General features: G+C 61.3%; 13 protein-coding genes and 1 pseudogene. 9 read left to right on the top strand and 5 right to left on the bottom strand.

Going from position 1 to position 16,038, the window contains the following annotated elements; all coding sequences use genetic code 11:
- The first annotated feature begins 2 nt into the window (after nt 1–2).
- From ATN38_RS27190 to ATN38_RS27175, 3 genes are all read left to right on the top strand, one after another.
- Nucleotides 3–1,982 carry an amino acid permease gene (locus tag ATN38_RS27190; protein WP_218749046.1) on the top strand — a complete coding sequence of 660 codons (1,980 nt, stop codon included), beginning with the start codon at nt 3–5 and terminating at the stop codon, nt 1,980–1,982.
- 481 nt (nt 1,983–2,463) lie between these two features.
- Complete coding sequence (locus ATN38_RS27185; RefSeq protein ID WP_218749045.1) at nt 2,464–2,706, top strand: hypothetical protein; 243 nt, start codon at nt 2,464–2,466, stop codon at nt 2,704–2,706.
- An 804-nt stretch (nt 2,707–3,510) separates the two neighbouring features.
- Entirely contained in the window at nt 3,511–4,545 is a 1,035-nt protein-coding gene (locus tag ATN38_RS27175) for a diiron oxygenase (RefSeq protein ID WP_218749044.1), read from the top strand.
- Nucleotides 4,546–5,098: 553 nt separating this feature from the next.
- On the opposite strand, the gene ATN38_RS27165 is transcribed toward ATN38_RS27175, so the two are convergent.
- Nucleotides 5,099–5,227, bottom strand: coding sequence for a hypothetical protein (locus ATN38_RS27165; RefSeq protein ID WP_003941138.1), 129 nt, complete (start codon nt 5,225–5,227; stop codon nt 5,099–5,101).
- Nucleotides 5,228–5,533: 306 nt separating this feature from the next.
- On the bottom strand, nt 5,534–6,484 hold the full coding sequence (locus tag ATN38_RS27160; RefSeq protein WP_003941115.1) for a hypothetical protein: 951 nt from the start codon (nt 6,482–6,484) through the stop codon (nt 5,534–5,536).
- A 327-nt stretch (nt 6,485–6,811) separates the two neighbouring features.
- On the opposite strand from ATN38_RS27160, the gene ATN38_RS27155 reads away from it, so the two are divergent.
- The gene (locus tag ATN38_RS27155; protein ID WP_003941153.1) at nt 6,812–7,267 is read left to right on the top strand and encodes a hypothetical protein; all 456 of its coding nucleotides are present in this window, start codon (nt 6,812–6,814) and stop codon (nt 7,265–7,267) included.
- A 760-nt stretch (nt 7,268–8,027) separates the two neighbouring features.
- Here ATN38_RS27155 and ATN38_RS27150 read toward each other — a convergent pair.
- Nucleotides 8,028–9,308 carry an IS256 family transposase gene (locus ATN38_RS27150; protein WP_007732099.1) on the bottom strand — a complete coding sequence of 427 codons (1,281 nt, stop codon included), beginning with the start codon at nt 9,306–9,308 and terminating at the stop codon, nt 8,028–8,030.
- A 242-nt stretch (nt 9,309–9,550) separates the two neighbouring features.
- On the opposite strand from ATN38_RS27150, the gene ATN38_RS27145 reads away from it, so the two are divergent.
- Complete coding sequence (locus ATN38_RS27145) at nt 9,551–10,372, top strand: HAD-IIB family hydrolase (RefSeq protein WP_218749043.1); 822 nt, start codon at nt 9,551–9,553, stop codon at nt 10,370–10,372.
- Here the strand turns inward: ATN38_RS27145 and ATN38_RS32955 are convergent.
- Nucleotides 10,372–10,578: pseudogene (locus ATN38_RS32955) on the bottom strand (lipid-transfer protein); the annotation flags it as partial. The gene ATN38_RS27145 and the pseudogene ATN38_RS32955 overlap by 1 nt on opposite strands.
- A gap of 307 nt (nt 10,579–10,885) precedes the next feature.
- Here ATN38_RS32955 and ATN38_RS27140 point away from each other — a divergent pair.
- Nucleotides 10,886–12,112: an MFS transporter gene (locus tag ATN38_RS27140; protein WP_218749042.1), complete on the top strand. Its 1,227-nt coding sequence runs from the start codon at nt 10,886–10,888 to the stop codon at nt 12,110–12,112.
- A gap of 105 nt (nt 12,113–12,217) precedes the next feature.
- On the top strand, nt 12,218–12,715 hold the full coding sequence (locus ATN38_RS27135) for a DUF6301 family protein (RefSeq protein ID WP_308256665.1): 498 nt from the start codon (nt 12,218–12,220) through the stop codon (nt 12,713–12,715).
- Nucleotides 12,716–13,091: 376 nt separating this feature from the next.
- Here the strand turns inward: ATN38_RS27135 and ATN38_RS27130 are convergent, their stop codons facing one another.
- Entirely contained in the window at nt 13,092–14,222 is a 1,131-nt protein-coding gene (locus ATN38_RS27130; protein ID WP_256932187.1) for a lipase family protein, read from the bottom strand.
- A gap of 59 nt (nt 14,223–14,281) precedes the next feature.
- On the opposite strand from ATN38_RS27130, the gene ATN38_RS33455 reads away from it, so the two are divergent.
- Both ATN38_RS33455 and ATN38_RS27125 read left to right on the top strand, forming a co-directional pair.
- The gene (locus ATN38_RS33455) at nt 14,282–14,662 is read left to right on the top strand and encodes an IS3 family transposase (protein ID WP_374104628.1); all 381 of its coding nucleotides are present in this window, start codon (nt 14,282–14,284) and stop codon (nt 14,660–14,662) included.
- A 330-nt stretch (nt 14,663–14,992) separates the two neighbouring features.
- Nucleotides 14,993–16,000 carry a CehA/McbA family metallohydrolase gene (locus ATN38_RS27125; protein ID WP_218749040.1) on the top strand — a complete coding sequence of 336 codons (1,008 nt, stop codon included), beginning with the start codon at nt 14,993–14,995 and terminating at the stop codon, nt 15,998–16,000.
- Nucleotides 16,001–16,038: the final 38 nt, after the last annotated feature.

Here is a 16,038-nt window from a genome sequence, read left to right as displayed (position 1 = left end):
CCGTGGTGACCACCGCCGAAAACGAGGTCCCGGCCGAAAACACGGCTCCGTCCGTGAAACAACGCACCGAGGCCTGGCTGCTCGCGGACATCACCGAGGAACCCGCCGGACATCTGGGGCCCCACCGGATGGCTCCGAAGAAGGAGAAGCGCCACCCGTGGTGGAAGGTGATGTGCCTGACGGGTGTGGATTACTTCTCCACCCTCGGTTACCAACCCGGTATCGCGGCACTGGCGGCCGGCACGTTGGCTCCCATCGCGACAGTCGTGTTGATCCTGCTGACGCTGTTCGGTGCGCTGCCGGTCTACCGGCGAGTGGCTCGCGAGAGTCCGCACGGCGAGGGTTCGATCGCCATGCTCGAGAAGCTGCTGCCCAAGTGGCGCGGCAAGATCTTCGTTCTCGTTCTTCTCGGATTCGCAGCCACCGATTTCCTCATCACCATGACGCTCTCGGCTGCCGATGCCACGGCGCACCTCGTCGAGAATCCTTTTGCTCCAACCTTTCTCTCCGGACACACCGTCGCCGTTACCCTCGTTTTACTTGCACTCCTCGCCGCGGTGTTTCTTCGCGGATTCACCGAAGCTATAGGTATCGCGGTCGGATTGGTCGCCGTCTACCTCGCCTTGAACGTGGTGGTCATCTCCGTAGGTTTGTGGCACATCGCGACCGCGCCGTCGTTGGTCACCGACTGGACACGCGCCATGACCACCGAGCACGGAAATCCGGCGATGATGATCCTGATCGCGCTGATCGTCTTCCCGAAGTTGGCGCTCGGCCTGTCCGGCTTCGAAACCGGGGTCGCGGTCATGCCGCAGATCAAGGGCGAGCCGCACGACACCGAACAGAATCCGCACGGCCGCATCAAAGGCGCACGGCGCCTGCTCACCACAGCGGCGCTGATCATGAGTGGATTCCTGCTGACGTCGAGCCTGGTCACCACCATCCTGATCCCAGAAAACGAGTTCCAGCCCGGAGGCGCTGCCAACGGTCGCGCCCTTGCCTTCCTCGCGCACGACTATCTGGGTGAGATCTTCGGAACCGTCTACGATCTCAGCACGATCCTGATCCTCTGGTTTGCCGGTGCATCGGCAATGGCCGGGTTGCTCAACCTTGTTCCGAGGTATCTGCCTCGCTACGGCATGGCGCCGTCGTGGGCCCGCGCCGTGCGTCCGCTGGTCCTCGTGTTCAGCGTCATCGCCATCACCGTCACGATCTACTTCGACGCCGGTGTTGACGCTCAGAGTTCCGCGTACGCAACCGGTGTCCTCGTGCTCATCTCGTCGGCGACCGTCGCGGTTGCACTGTCCGCTCGTAAGCACGGTCAGCGAAAACTGTTCGTGGGGTTCAGTTTTGTGGCAGTTTTGTTCGTCTACACGACGATCGCGAACATCTTCGAACGTCCAGACGGTGTGAAAGTGGCGTCGTTCTTCATCGCCGCGATCATGGTGGTGTCCTTCCTTTCCCGGATCTCGCGAGCCTTCGAACTTCGGGCAACCTCCGTCGAATTCGACGAGACCGCGCTGCAATTCATCACCGAGGCAGCCGAGAAGGGCTATCTCGCTGTGGTGGCGCACGACGTCGACCGTCTCGACGAGGACGAGTATCGGCGGAAGGAATCGCAGCAGCGCGCCGAAAGCAACATCCCGGAGGCGGAGTCGATCATCTTCATCGAGGTAAACGTCACGGACTCCTCCGAATTCAGCACCGACCTCCTCGTCCACGGACGACAGCGCGGTGAGCACCGGATTCTGTGGGTCGACAGCCCGGCCGTCCCCAACACCATTGCGGCGGTTCTCCTGCGGACGAGGGACATCACCGGCGTGATTCCCGACGTCTACTTCGAGTGGACGGAGGGAAACCCGATCATGTACCTGCTCCGGTTCCTGTTCATCGGTGAGGGCGAAACCGCTCCGGTAACCCGTGAGGTCCTCCGTCGCGCCGAACCCGACCAGTCCAGACGGCCCCACGTCCACGTCGGTTGACGCGGCAAACGATGAGCAGAGGGTTGGTCCAGGCCATGCACCAGGGAAGATCGCACAGAAAGAAGTGCTGCGTGCCTATATTCAGGCGAAACTCGCGGATATCACATCTTGCGTGCGAGGCTCGCCCTGAAACCCATTGCGATGGTGCGGATCTATAGGACGATCGGCCCCCGCTGCACCCACACGTCGAAGCGACTGGCTATCGCAGGTTCGATTCGTCTGTCACCAAGCGATAAAGAACGTATCCAGAAAACACTATTATGGAGACGACGCAGAGTACGAGCATGATGTCGAAGAAGATAGTCATGTTTCCCCTCATGGGTTCGACCAGAATCGATTCGTTTATCCCCGCGAAAGTTTCTCCGTGAAAATGTCCTGTTCCGCAGCTCCAATCGTGTGAAGGCGATAGCGCCTCACCAAACGAGGCACGGCTCAGCACTCCTGTGGAGTCGGATATGTGGCGGCATCGTGAGCAGAAGCAATGGGCGAGGTTTCTCCGACAGTCAATCGTTCACCGTTTCGCCGCTCCCTCACAGCCGCGGTGATCAGTTCGGCCGGCTCGTCAGTGACAGCGGTGGCGATGCACACCTGGGGCGCCCACCTCGTCTACAGCCCAACGCGTTCCGGCTTGGACCGCTTCATGCTCGGTCCCGCCGAACACGTCGGCCAGATTCTTCCTGCCGCCCACAGGACGGCGCGCCGCGACAGCAGCACCCACCACTAAAGCCAGTGCCGTATAGAGCGCGATCACACCATGAAGGCCACCGCCGATCTGCCGGGAGCGCCCGACGCAAACTCCGCTCTTGCAGGGCTCGGCACTGAACAAGTCTCAGCCAACCGACGGCACTTCGGTGATGGCGTCAGCGGTCACGAGCATGTCGATCTCGACGCTGTTGGTTCCGTCGCCATCGGTGACGCGCACAGTTACCCCTGCCAGAGCCATTGGTCGTCGTGCATTTCCGCCCAGAATTTCAATTCAGATAGCGACTTCCATCGAAACTGGTTGTTACACAGTCACTTAAGAAAGAGAACTGACACAACTTGAAAGTTACCGGTGAGATATTTCCACTGTTACCGATCGCCATCCGAGCAAAAAACCACGGGCCATCGGATCCCCGTCGCATGACGAGAGACGTGCGGGCCGATCCACATGATCAACTGTCTGCGCCGCCTCGGATGTCGTCGCGGTGCAGGGACGCGAGTTCGGCAAGGTGAGTTCCGACCCGATCAAGCGGGACACCGACCGTGACGAGATCGCGAGAACCTCGTCCTGCACCTATCCCACCGTATAGGTCGGCAGATGCACACAACGGACTAACGTCGACCACGTCCAGCGCCGTCGTCTCGACAGCAGGACCCACACCACCATCAAATGCCGAGAGCTGCGTGCATGGTGCGATATTGAGTGCCCCTTTCGCCCTTCCGGACTTACCCGTGGACGTGCAGACCCATACAGTTACTGTGGACGCGTAGTCACACTTAGTTTACTGTGGGCACATCTGAGATAGATGCCACAAAGGAGCCTGAAATGCAGTTCCTAACACTTCGTCGCACGCGGCGTAACGCGCCATCTGTCCGGTTAACTCCGGGGCGCAATACCGTCAACGAACATCGCGATTACCACGACACTCTGCGCACACTGTCCGAGGCATCCTCGACAGGGCTCCACTTCGAGGCGTTCAAAGACATCGCCTGGAATTCGCCCGAGTTCGCCGCCCCCGCGGACGACCCAAGATGGACACTCCCCGCGGTCGACCCCTTGTCCCACACCGACTGGTACCGCGCGCTCTCACCCCAGGAACAACGGCGGGTTGCCCGGATTCGGCTCGCATCTATAACAAAGACCGGCTCCCAGTTCGAGCAACTGCTCCTTCTCGGCGGTACCCAGTTCTTGATGGGCCTGGCGAACGAGAACCCCGAATTCCGCTACTTCATGCACGAACTCACCGAAGAGACACACCACATCCAGATGTTTCAGGAGTTCACCAACCGGGTGGCTCCGGAGGTCCACGGTGCCCCAACGTGGCTTGTCAAGGCCTTCCCCCTGGTCGGTTCGCTGGGATCGCTGTGGCCCAGTTTCTTCTTTCAGATCATCCTCGCTGGAGAGGAGCCGATCGACCACATCCAGAAGAGCATCATGCGCGGCGGTGGCATTCACCCGCTCACCGACCGCATCATGCAGATCCATCTCGCCGAGGAAGCACGTCACATCGGGTTCGCCCATGCATGGTTGCGCCATCACGCTCCGCGCATGAGCCGATTCAACCGCCTCACACTCGGCCTCACCACGCCTGTAGTCATGCGCATAGGGTTTTGGTCCATCGTCGTCCCGAGCCGGCAGGACGCGACGTTGCTGGGTATCCCCCGCAATGTTCTGCGCGAGACCTATTCGATGCGCAACCCCGATTTCCGGCGACTCCTTGCAGAGTCCTGCGCAGACGTCCGGAGCCTCGCCGACGCCAACGGAATGCGCACCCGGCTCACCCTCTGGTCCTGGCGGCTTACCGGAACCGACGGCCGGCTGTCGCGTTACCGCAACGAGCCGTCGAGGGCCGCGGCTTGACGATCTGCAACCCGCGACGCAGCTGCCCCTCCCACTTCGACAGACAGCTGCGTTACCCACTCACCGCGGTCGAGGCAATGGCGCACAGATATCAGCGCGCCAACCACAGGCCCACACCCGAATCGCCCCATCGAAGTGTAGGAAGCACATCCACCAAGGCGAACCAGCGACATCAGTGCCAGCGGACACGACCCAAGCTGCAGGATTCAACGCTGAACAAGTCTCAGCCGACCGACGGCACTTCGGTGATGGCGTCAGCGGTCACGAGCATGTCGATCTCGACGAGATTGGTTCTGCCGGCATCGGTGACTCGCACGGTATTCCGGCCAGCCATTGCCCGTCGTGCATTATCGCCCAGAATTTCAAAATACCGTCCAGGTATCCGGACATGTACAGGGCGGACGTTTTCACGCGCATGCTCACATGATCAGCGCGCGATGCTCCCCCACGTCCGAGCGGGAGCGCCCGGCCGATGTCGACTTTCACTGCCCTCGGCTCGTCGAATGTCCTGATCACGGGGTAGTCCGTCCAGTGCTCGGTGTTGATTACTGTGCTACCCGGAGAGGCGGTGTCGCGGCGAGAGTTCTTTCGCACCGTCGGGTCCGAGTTCGACGATCTCGCCGTCGAGGACGGTTTCGCGGTGGTCGAGCACGGCGCGGAGTGCGTCGACGATCTCGGGCAACGAGGCGTTAGTTGTTGCCGTTGCGCGACCACAGTGGCGGCAGTTTGGTGCCGGTGGTGGCGATGGCTCTGACTCCGTCCCATTTCGACTCGAAGGCTCTTAACTGCACTAAGCGCTATCAGCCTTGATCGCAATCGAAGCGTTCCGTTGCTTCGTGCGCAATGATGCGCTTGAGCATCGACCTAGGCGCGGGTCACGGCTAGAGCACGTCTCCGAGTTCGCGAGGCACTTGAGCCAGGTGCGCACCGCCGAGAGACGGTGCCCCACTGTGGGTCGGATACCTACGCCGTCGCTGCGTCAGGCCTCTCACGGGGGAGTCAGAGTATACGGAAGGCAGGGTATGCCGAGTTCTCTGCTGATATGGGCCTGGTGGCCGTTGACAACGGTCTCCTCATGGCCGCTGACGGCGAGGTCTTGTGGGCTGTTGACGCCGTGCACAGTGCGGAAGGTGTCGACCGTGAGCTGTGGGATTCGGTCGAGGCGTCGGTCGACGAAACCGGCGGATGAACTGAACGGGCCGTACAGCCATTCCACGTGGGGGGCTCCCGGTCCTTCTGTTACCCGCCAGCCGAGTGCCCGCAGCCGAAGGTCCAGGCCACCGGAACCGGGAACGGTGTCCGCCGTGATCATGCTCGCCTCCAATCTCCCGTTGTCCTGCTGGAATTGGATCGAGCCGAGGTCTTTCACCGCAGGGGCATCGAGGGTCACGATGTCGTAGCCGGGCATAATGCGCACCACCCATTCCAGTCGCTCGGCGAAATCCGTCCAGTCGGTGCATCGGTCGGGTGCGCCACGCTTCGTCGGTTGTTCGGCAGTCAACAGGTTGCGCAGGGCCCACGGCCCGGTGTCGTATCCGGTTTCGTCACCGGCGGTGTAGCGGATGCGCTGGAATTCCATCCCGAGCCCGTCGCGCATGATGGCGACGACCGAAGCCGATATCTCCCGAAGTTCGCTGGGTTCGGAATGGGTCGGGCTCCACCGGCTGGTTTCCAAGCGTTGCTCGTTGGAGGTCTGAAACCAAACCGGCTGGGTTTGTAGCACGCTCAGCAACTGCTGCGCGGCATCCGGATCCGACGGGATCGTGAGCGTGGCCTCGACTGCACCGCCGTTCTCGTAGACCGTGATGTCGCGGCCGGTACCACTGTCACGCAAGCGGACGAATTGCGATATCTGGATCGGTTCGGCGTCATCGTCGAAGTCGACGTCCACCAGATCCGGAATCGCGGCCTGCAGCTTCTCCCAGCCCTCGGCAGTCATGCTTGTCCTCCCAATAGTCTCTCTCGCCGTAGAACATATCTGCCGCTACGACAACCACAACGCCACCAGCGGGTCGCGATGACCGGTAGTCCCGAATCTCACGCGAACCAGGGCCGCCAAGGAGCAACACAGCGAGATCTGGCGCAAACCTGCCCGCAGGAAACGCATAAACCCCGACCACGTCCTCACACGATCCCAATGGCGTCGACGTCACCAGAACCGAGCCCGACTGTGCCACTACCGAACTCGCGAACAGGCCAGATAAACGCGACTGCAGTATTTGGACGTTCAGCGGTGGCACCGGGCTGCGCGCGGTACAACTAACCAATGAGGAGCTACGCCAATCGCCATCGCATACTGATCGTGTTCACCGTGATGGTTGTCGTAGTGGGCTCGCTGTGGTGGACGAAAACGATCGTCTTCACCCGATCACTAGCCATTGCCTTCAGTTCCGAACCACACGGATCCGTTCCGCGCGGCGATCTCGCAGACATCACTCCCACAATCGTCGCCAGCTTCCCGTTCTCCGAAGAGACGGTCAGCCTCGTCGCGGACAGAATCGTCAACACCTACGGCGGCAACACATCCGACTACGAATCAACCCTGACCATCACCGACACAATTGATTTCGCCGGAAAAGTCGTGACAGCACGCGGACGAACACCGCTGGCCACCCAACGGATGGCGAACTATGGCGCACAAGCCCTGAGCGAGCTGATCAACGAAGCCACCTTCGCGCGGACCGGCCAAGCAAAAGTTTCCTTCCTGGTGCTCACCGACTAAACGCCGCCGCTGTTAGCCGAGTGCGCAGCTCACCGACACCCACCACAAACCGGGGACGTGTCATCACCCCAGTTCAACGCCACAAAACGAGCACTCAGGCACGCGCAGGTCGGATACCCGCTCATAGTGAAGGTGAATCCCGCCGCTCCCCAATCGCCAGCACCCCCATCAACCCCACAACCACGACAAATTCCGTCCACGGGAGCCACGACGGCACAAGCCGATCAGTGAACACCACCAAGGCGCAGGTAATCAGCGCGAGCACAGATACAACGCCCAAAACGCCACGAAGCACCCACCGGGCCACACGCGAGGAGAACATGCCGCTACCCCTGATCAACTGGCATCGACCACTTGTGCTCAGTCGGCGGTTGTCGCCGCCTCGAATATAGCGCCGCACCCATCAACACCCACCCGACGACCGCGAACACCGACGCCACACCATCGAACACCACCATCACCACCCTCTGGTCGAAGGACGGCGCATAAGTACACGAAGAGACGACAACCGGCAGCCACACCCTCGACGCACTCTCCAACGCCACAGCCGAATCGGCTGCACACAGCTCATACGAACACCGCCCCACCCCCAAGAACGCGAAAGCACCGAACGCCCCACCACCAACACCAACCCCACACCAAACAACACCCACCGACACCACCGCGCCCATCCCCCGAATGCCATCATCCGCGCACCATAAGCCGAGCAGCCACGCGATACGGGGGTCTATCTCGCTAACGGTGTTTCGGCGGATTTCCATCAGTAAGTTTCCGATCCCGGCCAACGATCGGCGAACGTGATCGCAAACGCGTTCAGAGCAGGCTTCCACCTCGTTATCCATCGTGCCTGGCCCTTGCCTGTCGGGTCCAGTGAACGCGTCACCAGATAGAGGCACTTGAGCGCAGCAGCCTCGGTGGGAAAATGGCCACGAGCCTTGACAGCCCGCCGGTATCGGGCATTCAAGGACTCAATCGCGTTGGTAGAGCACAGCACTCGCCGTATCTCGGTGTCGTAATCCAGGAACGGGATGAACTCCTGCCAGGCGTTGTTCCACAATCGGATGATCGCCGGATACTGCTTGCCCCAACGGTCTGCGAGATCGTCGAACGCTGCCCGCGCTGCCGTCTCGGTCGGTGCGGTGTAGATCGGCTTGAGATCGTGCTTGAGCGCATCCCAGTGCTGCCGCGACGACAGTCGAAACGTGTTTCGGATCAAATGGATTACACACGTTTGGACCGTCGCGGCCGGCCACACGTTCTCGACGACCTCCGGTAGACCTTTCAATCCGTCGCAGACCAGGAAGAACACGTCCCGGGTGCCCCGATTTCGAATGTCGGTCAAGACGGACATCCAGAATTTGGCGCCTTCGCCGCCGGTGCCGGCCCACAATCCGAGCACATCACGGTGTCCGTCGAGACTGACGCCGATCGCGGCATAAATCGGCCGGTTCGCGACCTGCCCGTCCCGGACTTTGACGACTATCGCGTCGATGAAGATCGCCGCGTACACCTCGTCGAGCGGACGGGCAGACCAGTCCTGCATCTCCTCGAGCACCTTGTCGGTGATCCGAGAAATAGTCTCTTTCGAGACCGAGGCGCCATAGATTTCGGCGAAGTGAGAACTGATTTCACCGGTCGTTAATCCTTTGGCGTACAACGACAACACGATCTCGTCGACCCCGTTCAATCGCCGTTGGCGTTTCTTGACGATCTGCGGCTCGAACGTCCCCTCCCGATCACGAGGGACCTCGATCGGAACATGGCCGCTGGCCTCGGTCAACACCGTTTTCGATCTGGTTCCGTTGCGGATGTTGGACGATTCCCGCTCCGGCTGGGCTTGATTCTTGTCGTGCCCGAGGTGCTCGGTCATCTCCTCGTTCAAGGCGGTTTCCAGGACGGTTTTGGTGAACTGCTTGAGCAAACCATCCGGACCGGTCAGCGACAGACCTTGCTCCTTCGCCAACCTGACCAGCTCCGCGGCCGCCGCAGCTTCCGCGGAGGGCTCGGCCCTCTTCTTCGTCACATCTTCCAGTGTCGTCATCTCGGCACCTCCTCGCCGAGCATTCACTCAGCTAGTCGGGCCGAAACACCGATTTAGAGACAGTCCCCGATACGGCTCTGGACTCGCCGGCGAAATTCAGGTGTCGCTATTCAGCACGATTTGTGTGCGCCCACCGTCTCTGTTTGGGCGACGAATACCGATTCGAGTATGTTGCACCCGAGCCGACCCACACACGGTCTACCGATGAATTTTGTCGAGTTGACACTATCGAAGGATGACCCTTGGTTTTCGAATCCGGCCACCCGATGATGATTGCCCTCGACATTGACGGCACCCTGCACGTCGCGGAGGACACGAATCCGCTCGCGCACGAAACGATCAGCATCGCAGTGAGATCGGCTGTGCGGGCAGCTGTTCGATCCGGAGCCCACGTCGTGCTGTGCACCGGCAGACTCGCCCCCGCCACACGACCGTTCCTACTCGAGCTCGACATCATGACGGGGTTCGCGATCTGTTCCAACGGGGCCGTGCTGATCGATGCCGCAACCGGGAAAATCGCGGAGCAAGTGGTCTTCGATTTACGCACTCCCATCGCGGCACTACGCGAACAACTACCCGGCGCGATCTTCGTAGCCGAGAACCCGGGCATCGGGGTCAGAGCAACCGGCCCTGTCGACGACGCGGATATGCACCACGGCGAGGTCGAGCTGGTCGATATCGACGAACTTGCGACCACGCCGACCACCCGACTGGCGATCCACTGGCCTGGACGCAGCGGGCAGGAGCTGACCGAAATCTTGTCTACTCTCGACCTCCCCGGCATTCGAAGCCTGTGCTACGAAGACGAACCACTGGCCGACTTGACCGCAGCCGGCGTAAGCAAGGCTGCGATGCTGGAAAGGCTGCGCATCGAGCTGGGCGTCGCCGCAACACGGACCCAAGCCGTCGGTGACGGCATCAACGATCTGGAAATGCTGGACTGGGCAGCTCACGGCGTGGCCATGGGTCACGCACCCGCTTCCGTGCTTGCCGCAGCCGACCAGATCTGCCCACCAGGCACCGAGGACGGTCTTGCCACCGCATTGTCGACATGGTTCCGATAGAACATCTGGGCTGTGCGCGGCGCGTCGTGGACGCCTTGGATCTCGGTCATCAGATCGTCGAAACGGAACATCGGCGCTGGGCGGTCGTCCCAGACCCGCTTGAGTGCGCCGGGTTTCATCTGCTCGAAGCCGACAGCCAATGCGCATTCGACGGTGCCGCTGGCGACGGCTTGGCGTGCGAGGAAAAGGGCCGAAGATCCTGTGGCGCCCTGACATCCAGCGGTGGAACATGCCTTGGACGTAATGGGTGAAGCACTCATTCTCGTACCCGTCGCGTTCTTCAGTGCGGGGTATCACGAAAATGCTTGCGGGAGAGCCTGTTTCGATCATGGTGATGCCTTCCCTCGAATCGGTAGAGTCGCCCCCCTGTCGCCATGTCGAGTACTTCTGTCAACTTCGCAATGCCAAACAACCGTCCCGGGCTCAGCACCATATCGGGCGTGCTCGACTACAGTTCCCTTCATGGGACGGACCTGCGGAGTCGGACATGTGGCGGCATCGTGAGTAGAAGCGATGAGTGAGGTTTCTCCGGCCGTCAATCGTTCATCATTTCGCCGCTTCCTCACGGCCGCGGTGATCAGTTCAGCCGGCTCGTCGGTGACAGCGGTGGCGATGCCCATTTTGGTAGTGCAGCTTCTAGACGCGACGCCCTTCGAAGTCGGTATGGTGAACGCGGCTCAGTTGATTCCTTATGCGGTGCTCGGGTTGTTCGCGGGGGTTTACGTCGATCGGTGGCGGCGCAAGCCAATCCTAGTGTGGGCCAGCGTCGGTCGAGCGGTAGCACTCGGCACTGTTCCGCTTCTGTGGCTCGCCGGCCTTCTGCACATCTGGGTCCTGGTCATCGCGTTGCTGTTGTTCGGCTCATTCTCGGTGTTCGGCTTCGCTGCGATGCAGTCCTTGTTACCCCGGCTGGTTCCACGCAGCCAACTGGTGAAAGCAAACGCTCGACTCGACCAAGCCGACGCAGCAGCAACGACATTGGGGCCAACGGTCGGAGGCGCACTCGTAGGCCTGCTCGGCGCTCCCGTGGTGATTGCAGTCGACGCAATCAGCTATCTCGCTGATGCCGCACTCAATTCCGGTCTCGACGTAGACGAGCCGCGACCCGCTTCTCGCTCCCGCAACCTGATGAACGAAGTGCGTGAGGGTCTGAGATTCACCTACCGCCACCGCACTCTCAACCCGCTCGCAATATCGACACACGTGTGGTTCCTCGCCAACGGAGCCGCGTTGACTGTGCTGTCTCTCTTCGCCCTCCGCTCACTCGGGTTCAGCGCCTACACATACGGCCTGCTTCTGACGACGTTCGGTGTCGCAAGCCTCCTCGGAGCGTCCAGTGCACATGCGATCGGCACGCGAATCGGACCAGGACGAACGGTCATCCTCGCCCGCTCGCTGTATCCCCTCACCTGGCTTCTCGTTACCTTCGCGACCGACACACTTGTTGGCCATCTCCTTCTCTTCGCAGCTCTTGGCCTGCAGGGCTTGGCAGCAGGCGCGGAGAACGCGAACGAGATGGGCTATTGGCAAGCGCTCACTCCGGATGAGCTTCTCGGGCGCGTGAATGCCGCCCGGCGTTCCGTCAACCGCACCATGGCCGCCCTCGGTGCCGTGACAGCAGGACTGTTGGTCGGCGCGATCGGCGAACGCCCCACCCTGATCGGCGTCACCATCGTGTTCGCAATCGCGGCAGGCACACTGGCGTTCTCGCCGCTGCGACACTCGGCGCGGGATCTCTGACCTCGGCGTTCAGCGCAGGTTTACCTCCGCGGCGGCCGAGTTCTCTGACAGCGTGTAATTCCTAGGAGCGTCCGTTCCAGGTGCAGGTCATGTTGACACTCGCAGATAGCATCCACGCATGCACGTCGACATCGAGGGCGCCACCCGGATCGCCCGCCTCGCCGCAGAATTCGACTGGACTGGGCCGTCGACGACCTGGAACCATTCTGCGCACAGGCTGGATGGGAGCTCGTCGAACTCAGGCATGCTGGCGGCTCGATTCGGACGAACTTTCATGTCAGCCGGCCGACGGCGAACATGTTCGGGCGGCAACATAGAATGGATTCGATCTCGATCTTAGTCACGGACGTGGCAGATGATGCTACGCCCATGACCGTGGTGCGTCCGTTGCTGGTCGAAAGATTCACGAACCTCGATGTGGCACTAACTGCACTCCTGGGGACAGCCACGAGCGCCGAACCTGAGGCAACTATCCGGTGGGATCTGCCGAAAGCGGTCATCACACTGAACCTGGGTGTCAGTGCGATCCACCTGCATCTGAAGAGTCCGGGATATCAGGCATGGGCGGATGAGCCCGAACCGGAGTACGAGGACGAGGACTAGCGATCGAGGTCATCTCCTGACCAGCTTCAGTCGAATTTTGTTGCCAGGAAGAATATTTCAGCAGAACGGCCAAAGTCGGTTCGCCTGGTCGCATCGCACTGTGGCCCCAAGCGATCCGAAACGTCGAAGTCGATCGCCTGGACGCTGTACGTGTCTAGATCCGCGGCCCCCAGGACATGCGATGTTGAGGTCTATGGTTATTGACGCGCCTCGCTCCCGATGTTCGGTGACGGTCCAACCTGCGGCGGGGGCAAGAGCCTCGACGCCATAGCTGCAACGCTCGGCTTCGGCAGATCCTCGGTCAGCCGCGCACTCCTGACGGTGCTGAGAAGATGAAAAGTGGGTCGGACAGGCTCTCACGAAACGCATGATTCACCTACGGCTGGAAGAGATTCCCGACGAAGGAGAGGCTTTCGGGGAGCGCTGCCCGCATCGTCTCGATATGACCGTTCGGATATGTGCGGAATGTAACTGGCTGGCGGTTGGCGGCGAGTTCGGCCGCGAGTTTCAAAGCCAGCGGTGCCGGCACCATCTCGTCCGTCAGCCCCTGTCCGAGGAACACTGGCCGGTCGTACCCGGTCGTCGGGATCTCCAGCATGCCGCGAGCAGCAGCCAGCACCGCGGGATCGTCGAGGGGCCGGTTCACCAGATCGCCGATCGTGACGTCGCCGAGGCCCGATGCCATGTCCTGGTAGCAGTCGGTTTCGGCTCGGGCCAGGGCATCCGTGCCGCGTGGTGTCAGGTAGCGATCGATGTCGAGATCGGGTCGCGCCGCCCGGAGTCCGGCCAAGAGGTACGAGACGAACACGGTGCTGCCGGTCAGTGGCAAGCGGGGAAAGTCCGGCCCCACGAGTGGTGCAAGGTTCTCCAGATTGGACGGCGCCCCGGTCGCGACCGCGCCCCGATAGTCCAATTCGGGTGCGTACCGTGTGGCGATCGCTGCCGTGACCATAGCGGCCTGCCCGCCCTGAGACTGTCCGAGTGCCAACCACCGCGGTGAGAGCGACGGTTCGACCGCACGCGCGGCACGCACCATGTCGATCACGCTGTGCGCCGCCGACGGTCCGTCCAGGTACGCGTGGATTCCCGGCGTGCCGAGCCCCACGTAGTCGGTCGCGACGATCGCGTAGCCCTGCGAGAGCCAGTTCGTGAGGTACGGACTGCCAACGGTCCCGGTCACGGTGGGAGCGCACTGGTCGGAAATACCTACAGTGCCGTGAGCCCACGAGATGACCGGCCAGCCGCCTTCGGGTGGGTCGCCGGGGGGCAGGAAGAGCGCGCCCGTACTCAACGCGGGCCGGTTCAGCGGTCCCGTGGACCAGTACGTGAGCTTTGATGCGTTGGCGGCGCCGGGAATCCAGAAGGAGTGCGGCAGGGAAGTTGCCGCGGTCACTGTGCCCGGCGTCGTGATTGGCGCCGGTTCCTGCGCGTGGACGGGCGCGGTCGAGACGGCCGCGAAGGCGAGCGCGATCACCATCAATACTTGGCCGAGCCGTCGTCGGATCATTGCACCGCTCCCCGGATTCATCCGCGTGTACGCCGACTACCATTCTGCGCGAACCGGGGGTGCCGGTACACCGGTTCGACCATCTTCGGGTGCCGCTCCTGCAGTCGAGGGGCCAGCGGACTGTGCGCGACGAAGAACTTCAAGCCGAGGTCAGCCGTGTGCATACCGAGAATTATTCGGTCTACGGTGCACACAAGGTGTGGCTGGAAATGCGTAGTGAGGGCATTGATGTGGCACGGTGCACGATTGATGGGTGTCTTCGGGCTCGAATGCGCACGAAGAGGCATGACCAACCAAGCGCACCGCCATCGCCGATCCACAAGGACATCGCGCGGACGATCTGGTGCAGTGAGGTTCAACCCTGTGACGCCAAAATGTTGTGGGTCGCCGATTTACTTACGTTTCGGCGTGGTCGGGTTGGGTTTATGTCGCGTTCGTGATGGATGTGCACTCACGGCAGATTCCGGGCTGGAGGACGGCTAGGACGGCTAGGACGGCTAGGACGGCTAGGACGGCTAGGACGGCTAGGACGATGATGACATCGTTGGTGGCTGATGCGATTGAACATGCGATCTGGACCCAACGGCGGGAAGGGATTACGTACTGTCTGGACGCACTCACGTCTGTGGCGTCACCACCCCAGGCGCGCAATAGATTTGACGCCCGATTCGTGAAAGCCCCATCTCGATCGACGAGAGTGTTGTCGAGATCGAGCAGAAGGGCCATGGCCGAGAGGTCTATAGCCGAGCAACCTCTGCGACGATGTGGTGATGACCGACAAGGTTGACCCAGTACAGCCCACTGAGCTTCTGTGGTTCCGAGGTGATTGCCACATCCACTCGATCTACTCCGATGGGGAGCAAACTCCACCGGAATTGGCGGAGACCGCTCGTCTACTGGGATTGCACTTCGTGGCCACTACCGATCACAACACAACCGCGGCTCACCACGCGTGGCAACAAGAAAACATCGCTCAGGAGTTCGCAGTAATCCTCGGAGAAGAAGTCACCACCCCTCACGGACATTGGCTCGCTCTCGGACTCCCACCCGGACATCTCGTTGACTGGCAGTACGCCGACGTCGTCGGTCTCCACGCCCAGCGTGACCTCGTCCACGACGCCGGAGGAATATGCGTCGTGGCACACCCATACGCGCCCTACCCGTCAGGTACCTTCGCTTACTCGCACGTCGGGTTCGATGCCGTCGAAGTCTGGAACGGTACTTGGGAGTCCGATCTACCGTGGCAAGCAGACAACGAACGAGCCCTTGCACATTGGGCACGTCAGTTAGTTGTCGACGTTCCAGCCGGGCGCTGGACCCCCGCGATCGGCAACAGCGATACGCATCTGAGAAGCCAGATGGGCTTACCCCACAATGTCGTTGCAGCCGAACGATTGAACACAGACGATCTCCTGACATCCATCAAAGCTGTCCGGACTTGGATCTCAGCCGCAACCACCGTCGACCTGTCGTTCATGGCAACTTTTGACGATCAGTGCGCACAGATCGGCGACGAGCTCGATACACATGGCAAATCGGCCACGGTTCAGGCCACCGTCCACGGCGTGCCGTTCGGCACCGTCACCATTCACACCGATGCAGGACCAATTCACTCAGAATCGTTGCCCGGCAGCGGAACCTGCGAACTGTCGCGTCCTGTCCCTCCAACTTCGACGTTCGTCCGCGCAGAGGTGCGTTCACGAACCGGTCACATGGCCGCACTCAGCAACCCAGTCATCTTGAGGGACAGGAGAACACCCTCACAGGAGAACCTCTGACGAAGACGGTTCAAGCGATAGCCGACGCGCAATGAAAC

It is taken from the genome of Rhodococcus sp. FH8 (genome assembly GCF_019266085.1).
Lineage (GTDB): Bacteria > Actinomycetota > Actinomycetes > Mycobacteriales > Mycobacteriaceae > Rhodococcus_F > Rhodococcus_F qingshengii.
The sequence above is the reverse complement of the archived record's forward strand: the minus strand, read 5'-3'. Positions and strand labels throughout refer to the sequence as shown.